Origin of the sequence: Pseudarthrobacter sp. NPDC058329 (assembly GCF_042879835.1) — a bacterium.
Lineage (GTDB): Bacteria > Actinomycetota > Actinomycetes > Actinomycetales > Micrococcaceae > Arthrobacter.
Genome location: NZ_JBHVZR010000008.1, coordinates 142,396 through 160,283, shown reverse-complemented (window position 1 = coordinate 160,283; position 17,888 = coordinate 142,396). Strand labels below are relative to the sequence as shown.

The following is a 17,888-nucleotide window of genomic DNA, read 5'->3' as shown; positions in this document are numbered from 1 at the left end:
CCTACAGAAAAAGGTTGCTCGGGCAGATGCGCCCATACTGGCCTAGTTCACCATATTTTGGAGATTTGTGCGCATCCATGTGGAAAAGATGGGGGTTATCCGGCAGGCCTTCCGCGTCTTACTCAGCGGCCGGGACCAGGAAGCCGTCCCGGACCAGGTTGGCCACTTCGGTGAGCAAACCGCTTCGGAACGAGCCGGCGTCGAACCCTTCATCCCCCGCTCCGCCGCCGCCCAGCAGCGCCTCAAGGGCGCCGGCAATCTGGCCGGCGGAGAGGTCGCCGTCGCAGGCAGAAATAAACCCGGCAAGTTCGGTGCTGAGGAGGTTGGTCCGGCGCAGGCCGGCGCCCTGGCGGAGCAGGATCACCCCGGGGTGCTCGGCGCCGGGCCGCTGGTGGCGTTCCTCGGTGACGTCGTCCGCCACCAGCAGGTGTGCGTCGCTGATGCTGTTCGCGGCGAGCCAGTCCTGGCGCTCCAGTGCCGCGCCCAGGTGGGGGCCGATGGGCTGCTCGATCGGGTAGGTGATTTCCTCGAACCGGTTGAAAACAGCCTGCCCGGCAGAAAGGGGCCGGCGGAGCAGCACCATGCCGAAGCCGATCCCCTCCACATTCCGGGACTTGAAGTCTGCAAGGTAGGCGGCGTACGCGTCCTTGTAATGCTGCCGGTCCCTGCTCTCGGACGCGTCGCGCAGCCACGTTTCGGCGTATTCCTCCGGGCTCACCGTCTCGCGTTGAATGAACCAGGCGTCCATGCCGGGGGGAACCCAGCCCTGGGGGCGCTCCTGCCAGGCCGCGCCGGCGGGCACCTCCCAGTTCCCGAGCATCTGTGCCGTGCCGCCGGGAGCGAGTACGGCCGGCAGCCCGGCCACGAGGGCTGCCACAATGTCATCGCCGGGAAGGCCGCCGTCGCGGTAGGTGAACTGTCCGGACGCCTCCTCCCCGGCGCTCCGCGGGGTGATGACGAAGGGCGGGTTGGAGACCACCAGCCCAAATTCCTCCCCTGCCACCGGATCCAGGAGCGAACCCAGGCGCAGGCTCACGCGGTCTTTCAGCCGTGCCGGATCCACCGACAACGCCCCGGCGTTAAGCAGGATGTTGAACCGCGTAAAGGCCAGGGCCCGTTCGGAGATGTCCGTGGCCGTCACGTGCTCGCAGTGGTGCAGCAGGTGGAAGGCCTGGATGCCGCAGCCCGTCCCCAGATCCAGGGCCCGCCCGGTGTGCTGCCGGAACGTAGTCTGCACCAAGGTGGTGGAGGCCTGGCCGATGCCCAGGACGTGGTCGTGCCGGAGTACGCCTTCCTGCTGGTGCGCGGCCAGATCGCTGGCCACCCACAGTTCGGCGCCGCCACTTCCGTCCTCGTTGGCGTCCCAGCCGTAGGGCCGCAGGTCAGCCTTGGCCGCCAGAAGCTGGCCGCCGGGAACGGGCTCCACCAGCCCCAGCGTTTCGAGGCCCTCCGCGCGGATGCCCGGCAGGGCGGCGTCGAGCGTTTCCCGACGCTGCGGCTCGGCAAGCAGCCAGAGGCGGACCACGGCGGCAAGCGCCGTGTTGCCCTCGTCCCGCCGCACGGCTTGCTCGGCAGCCAGCAGGGCCGGGATGACCTGGTCCCGGTTCAGGGCGGTGTAGGCCGATGCGCCCAGGAGCCCGGCGACGCCGTCGAGCGTGTAGTCCACCAGGCGCAGGTCCGCGGCCAGCGCCGTGAGCAGCTCCGGGAGGTCGCTGCGGGGAGCGTCGGTGGTGTGGCCGGCGGTGAACTCGTATGGGGTGTTAGGCACTGCCCAAGTTTAGTCCGGCGCCGGGAGCCGGAAACCGGGCAGGGACGGTGGACGGGGTAGCGTGGAGCTATGCCAACACCGCTTTCCATCGTTCCGCGCGCCCGGACGCAGGCGGCCACCCCACGGCGCATCCGGCTGACTACCTGGGCGCTTGCTGGGCTGGCGGCAGTGGCTCTCACAGGGTGTTCGCCCGTGGTCTCGATCGAGAACGCGGACGTTCCCCAGTGGCGCGCCACTGCACTGCCAACGGCACCTGATGCTGTGATCGGAGATGCCGGCAAAATCCTCAACCGGGACCGCATCATCGGGGCGGCGGCCGACGTTCCTGCGGGCCGGTACACCCTGACGGCGACCTGCGAGGGCGGGGGCAAAGCCTTCTTCGCCGTGTCACTGGACGGTGAGGCCGTGGTAGACGCCGGAGCGGCCTGCAACGGCAGCACGGAAGTCACCAGGATCACGTTGCCGCGGTCCGGGACGCTGGAAGTCAGCACCTCGAGCGTTGACTCGCCCCTGATCTACGCTTACCAACTGACGCCGGCACAATAGGTATGGTCCGCAGGGGCGCGGGGGCTTAAAGTCGGACTATGCGCAGTGTGCGGACGTCCTCCGCGCCTTCCCCGGGGCGGACAGCCCGGGCGCCGCTACGGCGGAACCCAGCGGCCGCCGTCGTCCTCAGTGTTGTGCTGACGGCAGGGCTGACGCTGGGCGGCTGTGAATACACGTACGACGACGGCCGGAACCGGAGCGACGTTGCCGAGACTGGGGAGACGGTTGCCCCGGCGCCCGCGATCACCCGGGACCCGATGCGGCGCGAGCCCGTCAGTGAGGCCGAGCTTGAAGGATGGGTGAAGCGGACGCTGCCGGACACCGGGCATCCGGTGGTCCATGCCGGTGCCGGGCTGCTGGCATCGGGCGAGGCCCGGACTGAATCAACAGCCGTGGTGGAACCCGGCACCTATGCCCTTGCCTTGACCTGCCGAAGCCACCGGCGGGTCACGTTCACCGTAAAGAGCGACTCACTCACCCTGGTGGACCTGGGGTTGAGGTGCGGGGTCAACCGCGAAAACGTCATCTATCTCTCCACGGAAACTGCCTTGAGTATCACGGTGGAGGCCAGGAGGAGTGCCAACTACGCCTACCGCCTCCGGCGCCTGTGACGTGCTTCCCGGCACCCGCGGGCGCTTAGGCAGTGCAGCCTTCCGGGCACCTCAGGGTCTCCGGGCTGGACGCGCATTCGGCGCAGTACAGGGTGAGGGTGCGGCAGCTGGGGTTGGAGCAGTTTTCGAACTTGCTGGTGGGGGCAGCGCAGCGCGTGCATTCTCCGATGGTTTTGGCGTCCTCACTGAACTCGAGGTGCATGCGCTTGTCGAAGACATACAGCGAGCCTTCCCACAGGCCCTGGTCCTTGAAGGTTTCGCCGTACCGGACAATGCCGCCGTCCAGTTGGTACACCTCCTTGAAGCCCCGGTTGACCATCAGGCTGGAGAGCACCTCGCAGCGGATGCCGCCGGTGCAGTAGGTGACCACGGGCTTGTCCTTGAGGGAGTCGTACTTGCCGGAGTCGAGCTCTTTGATGAAGTCGTGGGTGGTGGCGACGTCCGGAACCACTGCATCCTTGAACCGGCCGATCTGGGCCTCGAAGGCGTTCCGGCCGTCGAAGAAGACCACCTCTTCGCCGCCCTGTTTTTTGGCATCGACGAGTTCGTGCAGTTCTTCGGGTTTGAGGTGGGTGCCGCCGCCCACGACGCCGTTGGCGTCAACCTGAAGTTCGCCGGGTGCGCCGAAGGAGACAATTTCGTCGCGAACCTTGACGCTAAGCCGCGGGAAGTCCTCCGCGCCGCCGTCGGACCATTTAACGTCGATGCCGTGGAACCCCTTGTATTCACGGGTGGTCTTGACGTACTGCTTGACGGCGCCGATCTCCCCGCCCACTGTTGCGTTGATACCGTCCCTGGAAATGAGGATGCGGCCCGTCAGTCCCAGCTTCTCGCAGAGCGCACGCTGCCAGAGTCTCACCGCATCCGGATCCGGGATGGGGGTAAAGCCGTAAAAGAGCACAATTCGGTTCAAAGCCACGTATTTAAGGGTACCGGCTGGGATTCCGGCAGCCTGCCTGCCGGGTTCGTCGGCTCCGGCAGGCAGGCTGCCATGCCGGCTCATCACAATTGCATAAGTACCGGGCCCGTGCCCTGCATACCCCTGTTGCTTGTGACCGCGCTGGAATAGTCTCATCCCATGAGCCCGGAAACCATGGTTAATGACATCACTGGCCTTCTCGAAGTGTGGGTGGCCGGCTGGGCAGGCTGTCGCGGGTACCGGACAGCCTCCGAAGGCCGCTTCCCCGCCGCGCTTCGCGCCGACACCACCGGGGAATGGGAGTATTTCGCTTCCGAGCCCACCGACAGCGAATTTGCGGCTTTGGCTGCGAAGACGGCGGAGGTGCCCGCGAGGGGCCTGACCATCCTGACTAACGACCACGCGCGGTATTCCGTCCTTGCCCTGCAGCAGGGATTGAACGTCACCTCCGACTCGCAGGCCATGATGATTGTGGACATGGAGACCCAGGATGCTGAGGATCCCTGGCTTTCGGATGATGACCTGGCCCTGACAACGTCGGTGCAGGACGGTGTGCACTACGCCGTTGTCCGCTCCGGGGATACTCTCGCGGCCAGCGGGCGTGTTTTTGTGGTGGGAGATACTGCAGTCTTCGACAAAATCATCACCGAACCGGACTTCCAGCGGCGTGGCCTCGGCAGTTTTATCATGCGGGCGCTGGCGGCGCAGGCTTTTGAACATGACGTCTCATCTGGCCTGCTGCTGGCGTCCCTGGACGGCCAGAAGCTGTATTCCCACCTGGGCTGGACCACCGTCTCGCGTGTGTTGATGCTTTCGGCATCCCGCGACGGGGCCGACCTGTCTTTGAGCTGACCCGCCGTCCGGGTTTGGGCTTGCCCGGTTATCCCTAGGGCGAACCGGGCCCAACGGCCTGTTGCGGGGTGAAAGAATATTGGGGTGAACCCCCATGAATCGCTGATTCCCTTGCTGGGCCGCGGCCCGCACCCGGAACAGCTGCGTCATGTCCGCACCATCCCTGCCCGCGAAGCTGTGCATGAGCGCTGGCCGGGCTGGATTCACCCGGATCTGGTGGCTGCGTACGGTTCGCTTGGCGTCCGGGAGCCGTACCGCCACCAGGTTGAAGCGGCGAACATCGCCCATGGCGGGGAGCATGTTGTGGTGGCCACCGGGACCGCCTCCGGAAAGTCCCTCGCGTACCAGCTGCCGGCGCTGGATGCCATCCACCGCTCCGAACTGCAGGTTCTTGCCGACCCCGGGAAGTTTCACGACGACGGCGCCGTCACCCTCTACCTGTCCCCCACCAAGGCGCTCGCTGCCGACCAGTTGAACGCCATCAGGGCGTTGAAGCTTCCCACCGTCCGGGCGGAAACCTACGACGGCGACACCGAGCCGGCTTCCCGGCGGTGGATCCGGGACCACGCCAATTTCATCCTGGCCAACCCCGACATGCTGCACTTTGGCATCCTTCCCAACCATGCCTGGTGGGCGGGGTTCTTCCGCCGACTTCGCTACGTGATCGTGGACGAAGCGCACAGTTACCGGGGCGTCTTTGGCTCGCACGTGGCCAACCTGATGCGCCGGCTGCGGCGGATCTGCGCGTACTACGGAGCGGGCTCGGCCTTCCCCGAGCCTGTTTTCATCGCCGCTTCGGCCACCGCTTCCGAGCCCGATCTCTCCTTTGCCCGGCTCATTGGGGCCCCGGTCAAGGCGGTGTCGGACGATGGGTCACCCCACGGCGCCACCACTGTGGCGTTCTGGGAACCTGCCTTAACGGAACTGAAGGGCGAAAACGGTGCCAAGGAGCGGCGCACCGCCGTCGCCGAGACCGCGGACCTGCTGGCGAACCTGGTGTCAGCGCAGATCCGCACCATCGCCTTCATCAAATCCCGGCGTGGGGCGGAGACGATTTCGTCCATCACCAAACGCCTTCTGGACGAGGTGGACCCCAGCCTGCCCCAACGTGTGGCCGCCTACCGTTCCGGGTACCTCCCGGAGGAACGCCGGCAGGTAGAGAAGGCGCTGCGCTCAGGCAGGCTACTCGGCGTTTCAAGCACCTCCGCGCTGGAGCTGGGGATCGACATTTCCGGGCTGGACGCTGTCCTGGTGGCCGGCTGGCCAGGCACGCGGGCTTCGCTTTTTCAGCAGATCGGGCGGGCCGGCCGGGCGGGGCAGGACGCGATCGCGGCGTTTGTGGCGAGTGACGATGCGCTGGACACATTCCTGGTGAACCATCCGGAGGCCATTTTCGATGTTTCGGTGGAAGCGACAGTCTTCGACCCGTCGAATCCGTACGTGCTCGGCCCCCACCTGTGCGCGGCCGCAGCCGAACTCCCGCTTGGTGTCGGCGAGCTTGACCTGTTTGGAAGCACCGCCGAGGGGCTCCTGGACCGCCTCGTAGCCCAGGGGTATCTTCGACGCCGGCCGGCGGGCTGGTTCTGGACCCATCCGCAGAGCGCCGCAGCCATGGTGAACCTGCGGGCCGACGGCGGCGGGCCGGTGAGCATTGTTGATGCCGATACTGGCTCCCTTCTCGGAACGATGGATTCCCCCCAGACTCACTACCAGGCGCACACCGGGGCCGTTTACATTCACCAGGGCGACAGTTATGTGGTGGAGGACCTCAACGAAGACGACCATTGCGTGGTGGTGCGCCGCGCCAACCCGGACTACTACACCACGGCGCGGGATGTGACCCAGATCGAGGTGCTGGAGACCCAGCGCACGGCCACGTGGGGTGATGTGTCGCTTCACTTCGGCGATGTTAAGGTCACCACCCAGGTGGTCTCCTTTCAGCGCAAGGCCCTGATTTCCAATGAAATCCTCGGCGAGGAACCGCTCGATCTCGGCGCCAGGGATCTGTTCACGAAGGCTGTGTGGTTCGTGGTGGACAACCAGTCCCTCACAGCGGCCGGGCTGATCGAAGCCCAATTTCCGGGTGCCCTGCACGCCGCGGAGCACGCAGCCATCGGACTCCTCCCCCTGGTGGCCTCCAGTGACCGGTGGGACATCGGCGGCGTATCAACGGCCCTGCACGCCGACACCGGGGTGCCCACCATATTTGTGTATGACGGGCACCCTGGCGGGGCCGGCTTTGCCGAACGTGGTTTCGACAAAGCCAAGGTTTGGCTGGCCGCAACAAGGGACGCCATTATGGCCTGCGAGTGCGAGGCCGGATGTCCGTCCTGCGTCCAGTCACCCAAATGCGGGAACAAGAACAATCCACTGGACAAGGCAGCAGCGGTCACCCTGCTCGATGTCCTGCTCAAGGACGCCACCGAAGCCAGCGCGGTGAGCGTGGAAGCCCAACGCTGACGGCCGCCCGCCGGTCAGCCCTGGGCTCCCGCGCCGCCCGGGGACGGGAAGCCCAGCGCTGGCAGGTCAACCCGCCGCTCAGCTTCAGGGCAAGGCCGTGCGTGTTACTGGGCAAGGCCGTTGCATGTTTTGCGGAGGACCTGCGCGCGCTACGGAGGAGGTCCGGCCCGGGCGCGGCCGGTGGCTGTACCCACGATGGTCCTCTCCGTCAGTTCCGTATGAACCTCCAGCGTGTGGCCTTCCCCCTCCGAGCAGCTGAGCAGGGCGGAAGCATGCCGGGCAGCGACCTCCGCGGCCACCGTGCAGGGATCGCCATCGGTGACGCCGCGCAGGGCGTCCGCCCCGGCGAGCGCCGCAAGATCCGCGGCAGCTGCTGCCCTGCTGGCCATCACGGCTGACTGTGCCAGAAGCAGCAACAGCGCCATGGCCATCATCACCACCAGGGCCAGTCCGGCGGCCAGGACTGTCCCGGACCCGCGTTCCCGGCTGTCGGCGCCTTGCCTCATCGGCGTGGTCAACTGGCCGCTGCCGTTTCACCGCGGGCGGCAGCACGGGCAGTCAGCATCCAGGGAATGGACGCCCCCAGTGGGCCGCCTACGCGGTCGGCGACGGTAACGCTGAGCCACTCCCCCTCAGCTGCCACAACTACCGAAGCTGACGCGCCCGAGAGGGTCCTGACCACCCTTTGCACCGTGGCGGGATCGTCACCACGTGCCAGCGCCCGTGCGCCGGCCCGTGCTCCCTCTTCCAAACGCAACTGGGTGACACCGGCCGCGGCACCTGCGAGGAGCATTGCGAGCAACAGCAGGACGGCAGGCAGGGTTACGGCGAATTCCGCTGTGACGGCACCGCGGGATTCTGCCGGCTGCCCCCTGCCGGTGCTCCGGCAGTGATCTCCCGGCCCGCGATAACCGACCGCTCCAACAGTCAGCCATGGGCTCCTCCGGTTGCGACGCCCCAGGGGCAGCCAAAGGTGCAGCGCGTCCGGTGCACCCGTCACGGCAGGGCCAGTGCCGTGCGGATCAGGTTCAGCAGGAACCCCCGTACTTCCTCGCTGCGAAGGATGAATACGAGCAGCCCGGCAAAGCCGACGGCCGCGAGAGTCGCGATAGCGTACTCGGCGGTGGCCATCCCTGCTTCGGACCCCAGGAGCCGGCGCACGCCCGCACGACTGCGGGAAGCACTTGCTCCGGGGTAGAGCTCCACAACGTTGGCCTGCTGCAAAGGGGTGCCGGTCTGCTGCGCGTAAGCGGCCTGGCCGGCGGAGCGTCGTTTCGTGTTCGATCGGGCTGCTGCGAGCGCCGCAGTTCCAGCGGCGTAGTGGCGGTCCTGGTTGATGGACATGGGGTGTTTCCTTTCTGTGGGCCGGCAGGGTTGCCGGCTGCTTCGACTCTTCCGGGCCCCGCTGTGGGCGGTAAGGTCCCCGCCTGCGTAAGTGGAAAAGTCAGGTTTGTTGTTGCTGTGGAGGGAAAGAGCCGGGCCGTCTCAGCAAGCGGTTCCGCTACGATCCGGACGGAACAAGGGCCAGCAGAACGGGTACGACGCCCAGGCAGATGAAGGCCGGCAGCGAACACAGTCCCAGCGGCACCACCAGCTTCACGCCCAGCGACGCCGCCCGCTTTTCCGCGGCACGAAACCTCTCGCGGCGGAGCCTGGCCGCCTGGGCATAGAGAATTGCCGACGACGGGGCACCGGTCAGCGCCGCAAACCCCAAAGCGTCCCGCAGCTCCAGGATCTCGGGAAGCCGCACAGCGGAGCTGCGCCACGCAGTTTCCCAGTCAGCTCCGATCGCGAGCGCCGAAACAACCGGACGGAGGGACTCCCTGTAGTGCGTGGAAGAAGTGGCCGCGACGAGTTCCAGGGAGCGTCCAATACCCGCCCCGGCGTCCAGCATGGCGGCCACGAGTTCGAGCATCATGGCGGTGTCCTTCAGGCCATCGGGACCGGCCCGGTTCCGGAACCGTCCGTCCGCGTCCGGCAGGAGGGTGTCCCGAGCCCGGGTCTCCCCCAACGCCAGGTTGAGCAGCCGCCTCCGTGCGCTGCCTTGACCCGGACACCGGAGCGAGGCTGCAGCGGCCGTGGCGAGGAAGAGGGCCAGTGCCATCACAAGGGGGTCGGTCATGGCACGTCCGCACCGGCCGCCGCTGACACCAGCTTTGCCGACCACACCCTGCCGGCCACGGTCAGCGCGATCCCGGCTGCCAGCGCGGCGAGCCCCAGCGGAGTACCCAACAGGATCGCCAGCGGGTCCACGCCAAGGGCGATTCCCAAGCCCAGCCCCATCAGCGGAAGCCACGTCAAAAGACTCACCGTAGCCTTGGGACCGGCGAGGGCAGTTTGCCGGGCGGCATCGGCGTCGTCCTCCACTTCGAGCTGCGCCGCGAACCTGCTGAGCACGTCGGCCAGGGGGCAGCCGCTTGCTTCCGCGATGTCGAAGCACGCAGCCAGTTCCGACCAAATCCGGCTTTCCCTATTGGGCCGCGGGAAACCTGCGGGCAAGGACCGTCGGATGGCCTCCGATACCGGTGTCCCGGTGCCGGCAGCGGCACGGGCAGCCGCCAGCATAATCACCGACCCTCCGGACAGGCCACCGCCCGGCAACCCTCCCGCGTCTGCAGGTGCCGCGTCGGACGTTGATCCTGAGGGTGGCCCGGGACCATACCGGGACACCGCTGGGCCGGTTGACCCGGGCTGTCTGGCAGCGCCGTAGACAAACCACAGCTCGTCCCATAGCCGGGCGAGGGTCCGGCCACCCTTGAGCAGTGCGGCCAGCTGCTGCACCACGAGCGTCATGGATACCGCGGCGCCGGCTGCCGCCGATGTCCTGCTTCCCGGCATGCCCCGTCGGAGCAGCCGCCACCAGGCTCCACCAGCCCTCGAAGGCACAGCACCGGCGAGCGCGCGGCGGAACCTCGTTGCCGCGCCGCGAGGCGGGCGAAAAATCAACACCGCAGCCAGCACGAGGGCACCTGCAAGAAGAGCCGTCACAACGGGTCCCCAGGGTCGAGTCCGAGCCGGCCGGCGAGGGCCGGCCAACCCGGCCCGGGAACCGGAACCCCCGCAGGAGCTTCCAGGGCAGGCAGGACGCGCAGGCCGTCGGGACCGTCGTCGATGACGCCAATGCAGTTCACTACCCTGCCGCGGACGGTCCTTTCAACATGAATCACCACATCCAGTGCGCTGGACGCCTGAAGCCGCACCCCGTCCGGGCTCAACCCCGCCAGCGCTCCAAGTGCCGTGAGCCGAGCCGGAACAGCCGTGGCAGTGTTCGCGTGGATGGTTCCGCCCCCGCCGCTGTGGCCGGTGTTCATTGCCGTGAGCAGTTCCCGTACTTCAGCACCGCGGCACTCTCCGACTACCAGCCGGTCGGGCCTCATCCGCAGGGCCTGCCGGACCAGCTCGCCCAGGCCCACTTCCCCGCCGCCTTCCAGATTCCCGTGCCGGGATTCGAGGCAGACCACATGCGGGTGGACCGGGTTCAGTTCGGAAGCATCCTCAATCAGGACCAGCCGCTCCCCGGGGGCACAGAGCCCCAACAAGGTGGACAGCAGCGTGGTCTTGCCGGAACCGGTGGCGCCGCTGATCAGGAAGCTCAGACGGCGCTCAAGCACTCTTTCCAAAAGGTCCCTCATAAATGGACCGAACAGGCCAGCCGACTGAAGTTCCTCCATGCTGAAGACCTGCTCCCGGCGGATCCTGACACTGAGCAGGGTTCCGGCGGTGGACACCGGTGGCAGGACGGCATGGACGCGGTACCCGCCGGGCAACCGCACGTCCACGCAGGGCGAGCCATCATCCAGGCGCCGCCCGCCCGCAGCAACCAGCCGGCAGGCAAGCGCACGCAACTGGGCCTCATCACCGAAAACCACCGGAACCCGTTCGATGCCCCGCCCGCGGTCCACCCAAACGGACTCAGGCGCATTGACGAAAATGTCCGTCACCGCGGGGTCCCGCGTGAGCACCTGCAGGGGTCCCAATCCGTTCAATTCCGCGCTGATGCGCTCCACCGCCGCAAGCGAACCGGCCGTGCCCAGCAACTTGCCGGTGGCCTGCACCGCGGCTGCCACCCTGGAGGGAGTCACCACCCCTGCGTCCGCCATCATGGACTCACGGACCGATTCCAGCAGTCCGGAGTCCACCGGACTGCGTGCATCCCGCCGCGGATCACGTCGCTGGCCCTCAAGGTTCCGGGCGCGCCGCCGCAGTCCCTCTGCCGGCGCCGCTCCCCGCTGGGAAGGCTGCTGTTTCATCCAAGTTCCCCTGTCGGCAGGTCGTCGCCAAGGGAATCGAGCACCGCGGCAGCAAAATGCCGGACACTGCGCCGCTTCCCCAGATCCAGGAGGCGGCCGGACTCCATGGCCGCACTCACACCACGGAGCTCTGGCACGCGTCCCTGCACGGGAAGCCCGATGGCCTCGGAAATAAGCGAGCCGTCCAGCGCCGCCCCCGGTTTGCCCCGCAGCAGGAGTGCAGCCTCAATCGGCGGAAACTCCTGCAGCAGCCGTACGGCGGCGACGGCAGCCTTCAGCTGCGCTGGCACCAGCATCATGATGCGGTCACAATCCCAGGCGTAGGCCTGCAGCGGCCCGGTTCCCCGGCCAATGTCGACGACCACCAGCTCATAGCCACGACGCGCAGCATCGAGGACCCCGGCGGTGGTGGCAGCTGCCACCGGGAGAGGCTGTTCCCGGCTGGCCGGCCAGGACAGGAACGAAAACCCTCCTGAGACGGGAAGTGAATCAGAAAGCTGGCCGGGATCGATACTGCCGCGGGCTTCGGAAAGATCAGGCCAGCGCAGCCCCGGGCTCTCTTCCGCGGCAATGGCCAGTTCCAGCCCGCCGCCCCAAGGGTCCCCGTCAACCAGCAGGACGCGGGCTCCCATCCCGGCGGCCGCCTGGGCAATCCAAACAGCGGCTGTGGTGGCTCCGGCTCCGCCGCACCCGCCGGTCACCCCGAGGATAAGTCCGCCAGGGCCGGGCGACCGGGAGCGGCTCAGGTGGTCAGCGAGCCACGCTGCGGCGTCCGGCAGTACGGCCACCCGCTCCGCTCCGAGCGCCGCAGCGAGGTGCCACAGGCTGTCCCCTTCACCATCCAGTCCAACCAGGACGGCAGGTGCCCGACGCCGGGGCGGCAGCTCCCGGATGTCGCTCCCCACCAGGACTGCGGCAGCCCCGTCCCAGTACCTGCCGCCCTCAAGGGCATCCGCCACAACACGAAGGTGGGCTCCGGCCGCTGCGACAATACGCTCCACTTCGGCTCGCAGAAAGGCGGAGGAGGTAACCAGCAGCACTTCTTCCGCGCCCTCCGGCAGCCAGGCCTCCCCGATCCCGTTTGACGGCCCGGCGTAAGCCGCCCCGTCCGGCGGGGGCTGATCAGGAACCCGCCGGGACGGAGGCCCGGACCTGCCGGGACCGGGGTGGGACGGGGTCAGCTGGTGCCTGCTCATGGAGCCACTGTCCACCCGCAGCCCACCATGGATAAGAAGACCGGGCCCGTATGTGGACAACGGCGGTTCCAACAGCCCTGTGCAGGAAGAGTGGTCCGCACATGGGGCCGCCGAAGACATAAGGGGCTTCCAGGACAAGGCAGAATTGGAACATGTACCTCCTGCTGGCCGCCCACCCCCAGGGCGCGGTGGTGCAGGAACTCACGCAGGCCGGCCACCCGCACCCCTCCAGTCCGGAGCCCAGGCCTGTTTCCGCAACTGAACTGCCCGCCGTCGTACGTGAACTGGAACGCCGGCCGCAGGGCGGGCAGCCTCCCCGCTGGATCTGGCACCGGACCCAGGACTGGTACCCGTCCCTGCTGGCATCCGGGGTGGAACTGGACCGGTGCCACGACCTGAGCCTGTGCGGAAATATCCTGGCCCACTCCCAGTTCACCGCCCACACCGAATATGCCCTGAACGCGGACCAGGTAACACTCGATGACCCGCAACAGCCGCCCCGGGTCCTCCAGCCGCCTCCGCCGCCACCCGAACAGGGCGCCCTCTTCGACAACCCGGACACCGGCGTCGGACCACGGCACACACTCGCGGACCTCCGGGAAGAATATGCCGCCCAGCAGGCAGCCCTGGCCGCCGTCAGCCCCGAGGAGAACCGGCGCAGCCGGCTTCAGCTTCTCCTGGCCGCGGAATCAGCCAGCGCCATGATCGCCGCTGAAATGCAGCAGGCGGGGGTGCCCTGGCGGGAGGACCTTCACGAGGAAATCCTGGCTGACTATCTCGGGCCCCGCCCGCCCATGGGCCACCGTCCGGCGAAACTCGAGGCCCTGAATCTCGAACTGCGGGGCCTGCTGAACGCGCCAACCCTTAACCCGGATTCCCCGCAGGACCTGATGCGCGCCCTGCACAGGAACGGGATCGAGGTGAAAAGTACCCGGCAGTGGGAGCTGAAGGAATCCAAGCACCCCGCCATTGCCCCGCTCCTGGCCTACAAAAAGCTCTCACGGCTGCACACGGCCAACGGCTGGGCCTGGCTTGACGCCTGGGTGGCCGGCGGCCGGTTCCGCCCCGAGTACGTTGTGGGCGGCGTCGTCTCGGGCCGCTGGGCGTCCAGGGGCGGTGGCGCCCTGCAGATTCCGCGCCAGATCCGCGGCGCTGTCCACGCCGACCCCGGCTGCAAACTGATCGTCGCGGACGCCTCGCAGCTCGAGCCCCGCGTCCTGGTGGCGCTCGCGCAGGACTCGATCATGGCTGAGGCCGCCAGGGACCAGGACCTGTACGCGGGCATCGCCGCCAAGGGGTTCGGCGGCGATCGCGCCAAGGCAAAGGTAGCGCTGCTGGGTGCCATGTACGGAGCCACTTCCGGTGAAGCCGGGCGGCTCATGCCGCAGCTCGCCAAAACCTATCCGCGGGCCGTGGACTTCGTGGAGCGGGCCGCCCGTGCCGGCGAGTCCGGCGGAACGGTCACCACCAGGCTGGGCCGCAGCAGCCCGCCGCCGTCGGAACGTTGGTTCCAAAGCCAGCGCTCGTCGTCGGCGGAGGAACAGCGCCGGGCCGAGTCGATTGCCCGTTCCCGGGGGCGGTTCACACGCAATTTCGTGGTCCAGGGCTCCGCGGCGGACTGGGCTGCCTGCTGGCTTGCGGAATTACGACGGCGGCTGCGCACCCTTGGCGCGGAAGGCCCGGTCCGGGCGGAACTCGTTTTCTTCCTCCACGACGAAGTGATGGTCCACGCGCCCGAGCACCTGGTAGGTGCCTGCATCACGGCCATCGAGGGTGCCGCCGGCGCGGCCAAGGACCTGTTGTTCGGACCTGTTCCCGTGGAGTTTCCAGTGAGTGTGGCAGTGGTTGATTCATACGACCACGCAAAGTAGGACCTCCTCCGGGACGGGCACCGGAAGCCCCGCACAGCGACATTTGTCGAGAAAAGTAACCTACCCGGCAGTAGCTCGCGGGGGCGTCGTGACCCGGGTTACAGTCTTGTGGTGACTGAAACAGATCGGTCCAAGGTTGATGCAGCGAGGCACACCAGGGGAGGTCCGGCATATGGCGGGCAGGTTTGAAATTCATCGGGTAGGAGACGAGTCGTACCGGCTCCGGCTCACGGACGGCGAGGGCAACATCGTTGCCGTTTCACCAAACTTCAAGTCCCTCAACACTCTGTTGGAGGGCATTAACGCAATGCGGGAGAACGCGGCCACGGGCATAGTGGTGGACCTCCGCCAGCAGCAGGCCTAGCGCCAGACGGCGCGGGGAGCCCAAAGGGCACCCGGACGGGAAGCCACGGCGGGGAACGTCAGACACCCATCGGATAAACCCGGCTCCGGTCCCAGGGGACAGCCCAGCCGAGCTGTTCGAAGAGGCCGTTCAGGACAATCCCGGTAAACCCCCAAACCACCACTCCGTTGACGGTGAAAGCGGGGCTGTCAAAAGTGCGCCCGGCCCGGTGGACAGTGGCCATGACCCTGTTGTCCGGGTCCAGCAGGTCCCGCACGGGAACGCGGAACACCTGGGCGGATTCGGCGAAGTCCACCACATGGACGGGCGACGGCGAACGCCACCACCCCAGTACCGGGCTGACGAGGAAATTGCTGTGGGCCAGTCCCAGCTCCTGCAGGGTGCCGAGCACCTCAACACCGCCCGAGTCGAGGCCCGTTTCCTCTTCCGCTTCCCGTAACGCCGCCTGCACCGGTGTTTCCTGCGCGTCAATGCCGCCGCCCGGGAATGCGACCTGCCCGGGATGGGATCCCAGCGTGTGGGCCCGCTCCAGCAGCAGGACATCAAGGTCTGCCGGTGCCAGCGGTTTCCCGGACACCGCCGGCACGTCGTCCAGCACACCGAAGAGCATCAGGACCGCAGCCCTGCGGGCCCGTTTGGCGTCAACGGTGAGGGCGGCCCAGAGGGGGTCGGGGGACGCAGCGGATCCGGCCTGCGCCCGGCGGGCCAAATCGATCAGGTCATCACGGGCGCTCAAGGTGTCCTCTTCTGGGATTCCATCCGGATTTCGGCGGCCCTGTCCGTTTCGGCCAACAGTTGCGCCAGCAGGGGTTCACTGCCCGGGGCGAGCTCGTACTTGAGAAGCTTGGCTGCTTTGGTGGGGTCTGTCTCGCCCAGGCCGTAGCTGGGACACCAGTTCGCCACGGGGCACGCACCGCAGGCAGGCTTCCGGGAGTGGCATACCCGCCGCCCGTGGAACACCACCCGGTGGGACAACATGGTCCAGTCCCGCTTCTCGAAAAGCTCCGCGACGTCGTACTCGATCTGGACGGGGTCCTCGGACTGTGTCCAGCCGAACCGGCGGGCGAGGCGGCCGAAGTGGGTGTCCACCGTGATGCCGGGGATGCCGAAGGCGTTGCCGAGCACCACGTTGGCGGTCTTCCGCCCCACACCCGGCAAGGTCACGAGGTCCTCCAACCGCCCGGGGACCACGCCGTTGTACTCGTCCACCACACGGGTACACAACGCGAGAAGGTTGCGCGTCTTGGCCCGGAAGAACCCGGTTGGCTTGATGATTTCCTCGACCACGGCCGGATCGGCTTCCGCCATGGATGCCGGGTCCGGGAAACGTGCGAACAGCAGCGGAGTGATCTGGTTGACCGTGACGTCGGTGGTCTGCGCCGACAGGACGGTGGCTACCAGCAGTTCGAACGGGTTGCGGAAATCAAGCTCCGCGTGGGCATAGGGGTACTTTTCCGCCAATGCCCTGTTGATGCGCCGCGCCCGCCGCTTCAGGCCAAGCAAGGACTCCGCGGAAACCACGGGCGTGCCTGCCACAGGGCCGGCGGGTGCTGCTGCTCCGGCGGCCCTGGAAGCCCGGGTCGAGCCCATGTGTTAGCCGCGCTCGATATTGCTGAGATCCCGCAGGACGCCCAGCCGTCCGTCAGTGTGCTGGACCAGGAACTCGTGCCCGCGGTCTTCGAGGGCAAGCACCCAGCCGCCCGGCTCGATGACGAAGGCCGGGGCACCCGTACGGGGGTCAAAAGCGGTGCGGTGCTGCGCCACAGCAAACCAGAAAGCCTCGTGGATGGGTTGTTCCTCTGATTCCACCGGCCGGCTCGACGGGTCAACCGTTGCCCCGATGGGCTCCTCGGCGCGGACCTGCTGGTGCACGGCCGTAGCGGCGGGCGGCTCCCACCTGCCTTGGGCGGCAGACGCAGCCGGGGCGCCGCCGTCGTGATGGCCGTCGTGATGGCCGGCAGACTGCGCGGCAGCACCCGCGGCAACCGGGGCACCCGCTGAGCCGGCCGCCGAGCCGGCGGCCGTTGCACTGGCAGCCGGGATGTCTCCGACTTGCGTCTCTTCAGCAGCTGAGGCTGCAGCGGGACGAACGACGTCGGCCGCCTGGGTTGCGGGCCCGGAGTCACCTGCGGAGGTGAAGTCCAGGGCCTCGGGTGCGGTGGAAACCGGGGCAGCGCCCGTGGCCCGTGTGCCGGCAGTGGGAACCGCGGCTGTTGCGGGCGCGTGGTGGGAGGTGGCGGCCGGGACTGCGGAAGAACCGGCGCCGGCACCGCTGAACAGCGCTCCGCCCGGGGAACCCGTGGAAGCGGCAGCGGGCACAGCCTTGCCGGCGTCTGCCTTGCCGGACTCAGCCTTCGGCGGTTTGGGTGCCCGCGGCTTCTGGACAGGAACGGCAGCTTCCCGGGCCACCACGTGAGCCGGGGTTTCGGCGCGGCCCTGGAAATCCGGCGAGATGTACGGAAGGAACCGGCCCAGGACCGTCACGGCGAAAAGCACCACGGCGCCGATCAGTCCCACCAGGAGGCTGGGGACGTAGGCTCCTGCCACAGACAGGAAGAAGAAGGCGACGGCGAAGGACGCCACCACCGAGGCGAACTGGTCAATGGACAGCGAACCGATCCGGATCCTGGTGCCCGGCGCCAGTCTCCGCGCAGCGAAGAGTGCGCTCACGGCCAAGGGCAGGGCGATGCCCAGCCCCAGGAAGAAGAGGTTGTTCAGGTTCCAGAGGTTGTACCGCCCGCCGAACATGGGGAGCAGGGAAGCGACGAACAGGATGACGGTTGCAGCAAACACGGCCAGGTCCCGGATGGTGAATGGACCAAGCACCGCCTGGTGGGCCTTCGCGCCGCCCTTGGCTCCGGTGGTGGCCTGCTGGCCGGCGCCCGAGGCCTGGCCGGCGCCGGCACCCGTGGCGCTGGAGCCTGCCTCTGTGTCGGGACCGGTTTTCTGGCCGAAGCTCTGCTGGTTCATTCTGTTCTCCTTAGCGTGGCGGCACCGGGCTGGTAACTCCGCAACCGTGCCGTCGTACAGCGGTTTCAACCCGTCCCAGGC

18 protein-coding genes are annotated in these 17,888 nt (G+C 67.6%); 6 read left to right on the top strand and 12 right to left on the bottom strand.

Translation table 11 applies throughout. From position 1 onward, the window contains the following. Nucleotides 1–118 precede the first annotated feature (118 nt). The gene (locus ACFVYC_RS12765) at nucleotides 119–1,768 is read right to left on the bottom strand and encodes a methyltransferase (RefSeq protein ID WP_387550363.1); all 1,650 of its coding nucleotides are present in this window, start codon (nucleotides 1,766–1,768) and stop codon (nucleotides 119–121) included. A 69-nt stretch (nucleotides 1,769–1,837) separates the two neighbouring features. Here ACFVYC_RS12765 and ACFVYC_RS12760 point away from each other — a divergent pair, with 69 nt between their 5' ends. After that, nucleotides 1,838–2,314, top strand: coding sequence for a hypothetical protein (locus ACFVYC_RS12760; RefSeq protein WP_387550361.1), 477 nt, complete (start codon nucleotides 1,838–1,840; stop codon nucleotides 2,312–2,314). A gap of 38 nt (nucleotides 2,315–2,352) precedes the next feature. Beyond that, a complete protein-coding gene (locus ACFVYC_RS12755; protein WP_387550360.1) occupies nucleotides 2,353–2,925 on the top strand; it encodes a hypothetical protein in 573 nt (190 codons plus the stop codon). A 25-nt stretch (nucleotides 2,926–2,950) separates the two neighbouring features. Here ACFVYC_RS12755 and ACFVYC_RS12750 read toward each other — a convergent pair whose 3' ends face one another. Then, entirely contained in the window at nucleotides 2,951–3,844 is an 894-nt protein-coding gene (locus ACFVYC_RS12750) for a rhodanese-related sulfurtransferase (protein WP_387550359.1), read from the bottom strand. A 159-nt stretch (nucleotides 3,845–4,003) separates the two neighbouring features. Here ACFVYC_RS12750 and ACFVYC_RS12745 point away from each other — a divergent pair, with 159 nt between their 5' ends. Continuing rightward, nucleotides 4,004–4,696, top strand: coding sequence for a GNAT family N-acetyltransferase (locus ACFVYC_RS12745; RefSeq protein WP_387550358.1), 693 nt, complete (start codon nucleotides 4,004–4,006; stop codon nucleotides 4,694–4,696). A gap of 84 nt (nucleotides 4,697–4,780) precedes the next feature. After that, a complete protein-coding gene (locus tag ACFVYC_RS12740; protein ID WP_387550356.1) occupies nucleotides 4,781–7,156 on the top strand; it encodes a DEAD/DEAH box helicase in 2,376 nt (791 codons plus the stop codon). A gap of 149 nt (nucleotides 7,157–7,305) precedes the next feature. Here the strand turns inward: ACFVYC_RS12740 and ACFVYC_RS12735 are convergent, their stop codons facing one another. The 7 genes from ACFVYC_RS12735 to ssd all read right to left on the bottom strand — a co-directional run bounded on the left by ACFVYC_RS12735 (nucleotide 7,306) and on the right by ssd (nucleotide 12,602). Further along, nucleotides 7,306–7,662 (bottom strand): Rv3654c family TadE-like protein, encoded by a 357-nt coding sequence (locus tag ACFVYC_RS12735; protein WP_387550355.1) that lies wholly within the window; start codon nucleotides 7,660–7,662, stop codon nucleotides 7,306–7,308. Nucleotides 7,663–7,670: 8 nt separating this feature from the next. Then, a complete protein-coding gene (locus ACFVYC_RS12730; protein WP_387550353.1) occupies nucleotides 7,671–8,156 on the bottom strand; it encodes a TadE family type IV pilus minor pilin in 486 nt (161 codons plus the stop codon). After that, nucleotides 8,153–8,500, bottom strand: a complete 348-nt coding sequence (locus tag ACFVYC_RS12725; RefSeq protein ID WP_387550351.1) for a DUF4244 domain-containing protein — start codon at nucleotides 8,498–8,500, stop codon at nucleotides 8,153–8,155. The genes ACFVYC_RS12730 and ACFVYC_RS12725 overlap by 4 nt, the downstream gene beginning before the upstream one ends. 157 nt (nucleotides 8,501–8,657) lie before the next feature. After that, a complete protein-coding gene (locus tag ACFVYC_RS12720) occupies nucleotides 8,658–9,278 on the bottom strand; it encodes a type II secretion system F family protein (RefSeq protein ID WP_387550350.1) in 621 nt (206 codons plus the stop codon). Further along, nucleotides 9,275–10,144, bottom strand: coding sequence for a hypothetical protein (locus tag ACFVYC_RS12715; RefSeq protein WP_387550348.1), 870 nt, complete (start codon nucleotides 10,142–10,144; stop codon nucleotides 9,275–9,277). The genes ACFVYC_RS12720 and ACFVYC_RS12715 overlap by 4 nt, the downstream gene beginning before the upstream one ends. Beyond that, nucleotides 10,141–11,406, bottom strand: a complete 1,266-nt coding sequence (locus ACFVYC_RS12710; protein ID WP_387550347.1) for a TadA family conjugal transfer-associated ATPase — start codon at nucleotides 11,404–11,406, stop codon at nucleotides 10,141–10,143. The genes ACFVYC_RS12715 and ACFVYC_RS12710 overlap by 4 nt, the downstream gene beginning before the upstream one ends. After that, the gene (gene ssd / locus ACFVYC_RS12705; RefSeq protein WP_387550345.1) at nucleotides 11,403–12,602 is read right to left on the bottom strand and encodes a septum site-determining protein Ssd; all 1,200 of its coding nucleotides are present in this window, start codon (nucleotides 12,600–12,602) and stop codon (nucleotides 11,403–11,405) included. The genes ACFVYC_RS12710 and ssd overlap by 4 nt, the downstream gene beginning before the upstream one ends. A 152-nt stretch (nucleotides 12,603–12,754) precedes the next feature. On the opposite strand from ssd, the gene ACFVYC_RS12700 reads away from it, so the two are divergent. Next, entirely contained in the window at nucleotides 12,755–14,473 is a 1,719-nt protein-coding gene (locus ACFVYC_RS12700) for a bifunctional 3'-5' exonuclease/DNA polymerase (RefSeq protein WP_387550343.1), read from the top strand. A gap of 172 nt (nucleotides 14,474–14,645) precedes the next feature. After that, on the top strand, nucleotides 14,646–14,837 hold the full coding sequence (locus tag ACFVYC_RS12695; protein ID WP_387550341.1) for a YegP family protein: 192 nt from the start codon (nucleotides 14,646–14,648) through the stop codon (nucleotides 14,835–14,837). Between the two features lie 58 nt (nucleotides 14,838–14,895). Here ACFVYC_RS12695 and ACFVYC_RS12690 read toward each other — a convergent pair whose 3' ends face one another. Genes ACFVYC_RS12690 through ACFVYC_RS12680 form a run of 3 tightly spaced genes read right to left on the bottom strand, consistent with a single transcriptional unit; the run spans nucleotide 14,896 to nucleotide 17,807 of the window. Beyond that, complete coding sequence (locus tag ACFVYC_RS12690; RefSeq protein ID WP_387550340.1) at nucleotides 14,896–15,573, bottom strand: NUDIX hydrolase; 678 nt, start codon at nucleotides 15,571–15,573, stop codon at nucleotides 14,896–14,898. Further along, nucleotides 15,570–16,427: an endonuclease III gene (gene nth, locus ACFVYC_RS12685; protein WP_387550338.1), complete on the bottom strand. Its 858-nt coding sequence runs from the start codon at nucleotides 16,425–16,427 to the stop codon at nucleotides 15,570–15,572. Before nth ends, ACFVYC_RS12690 begins: the two co-directional genes overlap by 4 nt. Nucleotides 16,428–16,430: 3 nt before the next feature. Continuing rightward, nucleotides 16,431–17,807, bottom strand: coding sequence for a hypothetical protein (locus ACFVYC_RS12680; RefSeq protein ID WP_387550336.1), 1,377 nt, complete (start codon nucleotides 17,805–17,807; stop codon nucleotides 16,431–16,433). Between the last annotated feature and the right edge of the window lie 81 nt (nucleotides 17,808–17,888).

Coding starts and splice junctions, on each gene's coding strand:
- ACFVYC_RS12755 (WP_387550360.1), top strand. CDS start 2,353: ATGCGCAGTGTGCGGACGTCCTCCGCGCCTTCCCCGGGGCGGACAGCC.
- nth (WP_387550338.1), bottom strand. CDS start 16,427: ATGGGCTCGACCCGGGCTTCCAGGGCCGCCGGAGCAGCAGCACCCGCC.
- ACFVYC_RS12760 (WP_387550361.1), top strand. CDS start 1,838: ATGCCAACACCGCTTTCCATCGTTCCGCGCGCCCGGACGCAGGCGGCC.
- ACFVYC_RS12695 (WP_387550341.1), top strand. CDS start 14,646: ATGGCGGGCAGGTTTGAAATTCATCGGGTAGGAGACGAGTCGTACCGG.
- ACFVYC_RS12725 (WP_387550351.1), bottom strand. CDS start 8,500: ATGTCCATCAACCAGGACCGCCACTACGCCGCTGGAACTGCGGCGCTC.
- ACFVYC_RS12700 (WP_387550343.1), top strand. CDS start 12,755: ATGTACCTCCTGCTGGCCGCCCACCCCCAGGGCGCGGTGGTGCAGGAA.
- ACFVYC_RS12680 (WP_387550336.1), bottom strand. CDS start 17,807: ATGAACCAGCAGAGCTTCGGCCAGAAAACCGGTCCCGACACAGAGGCA.
- ssd (WP_387550345.1), bottom strand. CDS start 12,602: ATGAGCAGGCACCAGCTGACCCCGTCCCACCCCGGTCCCGGCAGGTCC.
- ACFVYC_RS12710 (WP_387550347.1), bottom strand. CDS start 11,406: ATGAAACAGCAGCCTTCCCAGCGGGGAGCGGCGCCGGCAGAGGGACTG.
- ACFVYC_RS12720 (WP_387550350.1), bottom strand. CDS start 9,278: ATGACCGACCCCCTTGTGATGGCACTGGCCCTCTTCCTCGCCACGGCC.
- ACFVYC_RS12735 (WP_387550355.1), bottom strand. CDS start 7,662: ATGAGGCAAGGCGCCGACAGCCGGGAACGCGGGTCCGGGACAGTCCTG.
- ACFVYC_RS12745 (WP_387550358.1), top strand. CDS start 4,004: ATGAGCCCGGAAACCATGGTTAATGACATCACTGGCCTTCTCGAAGTG.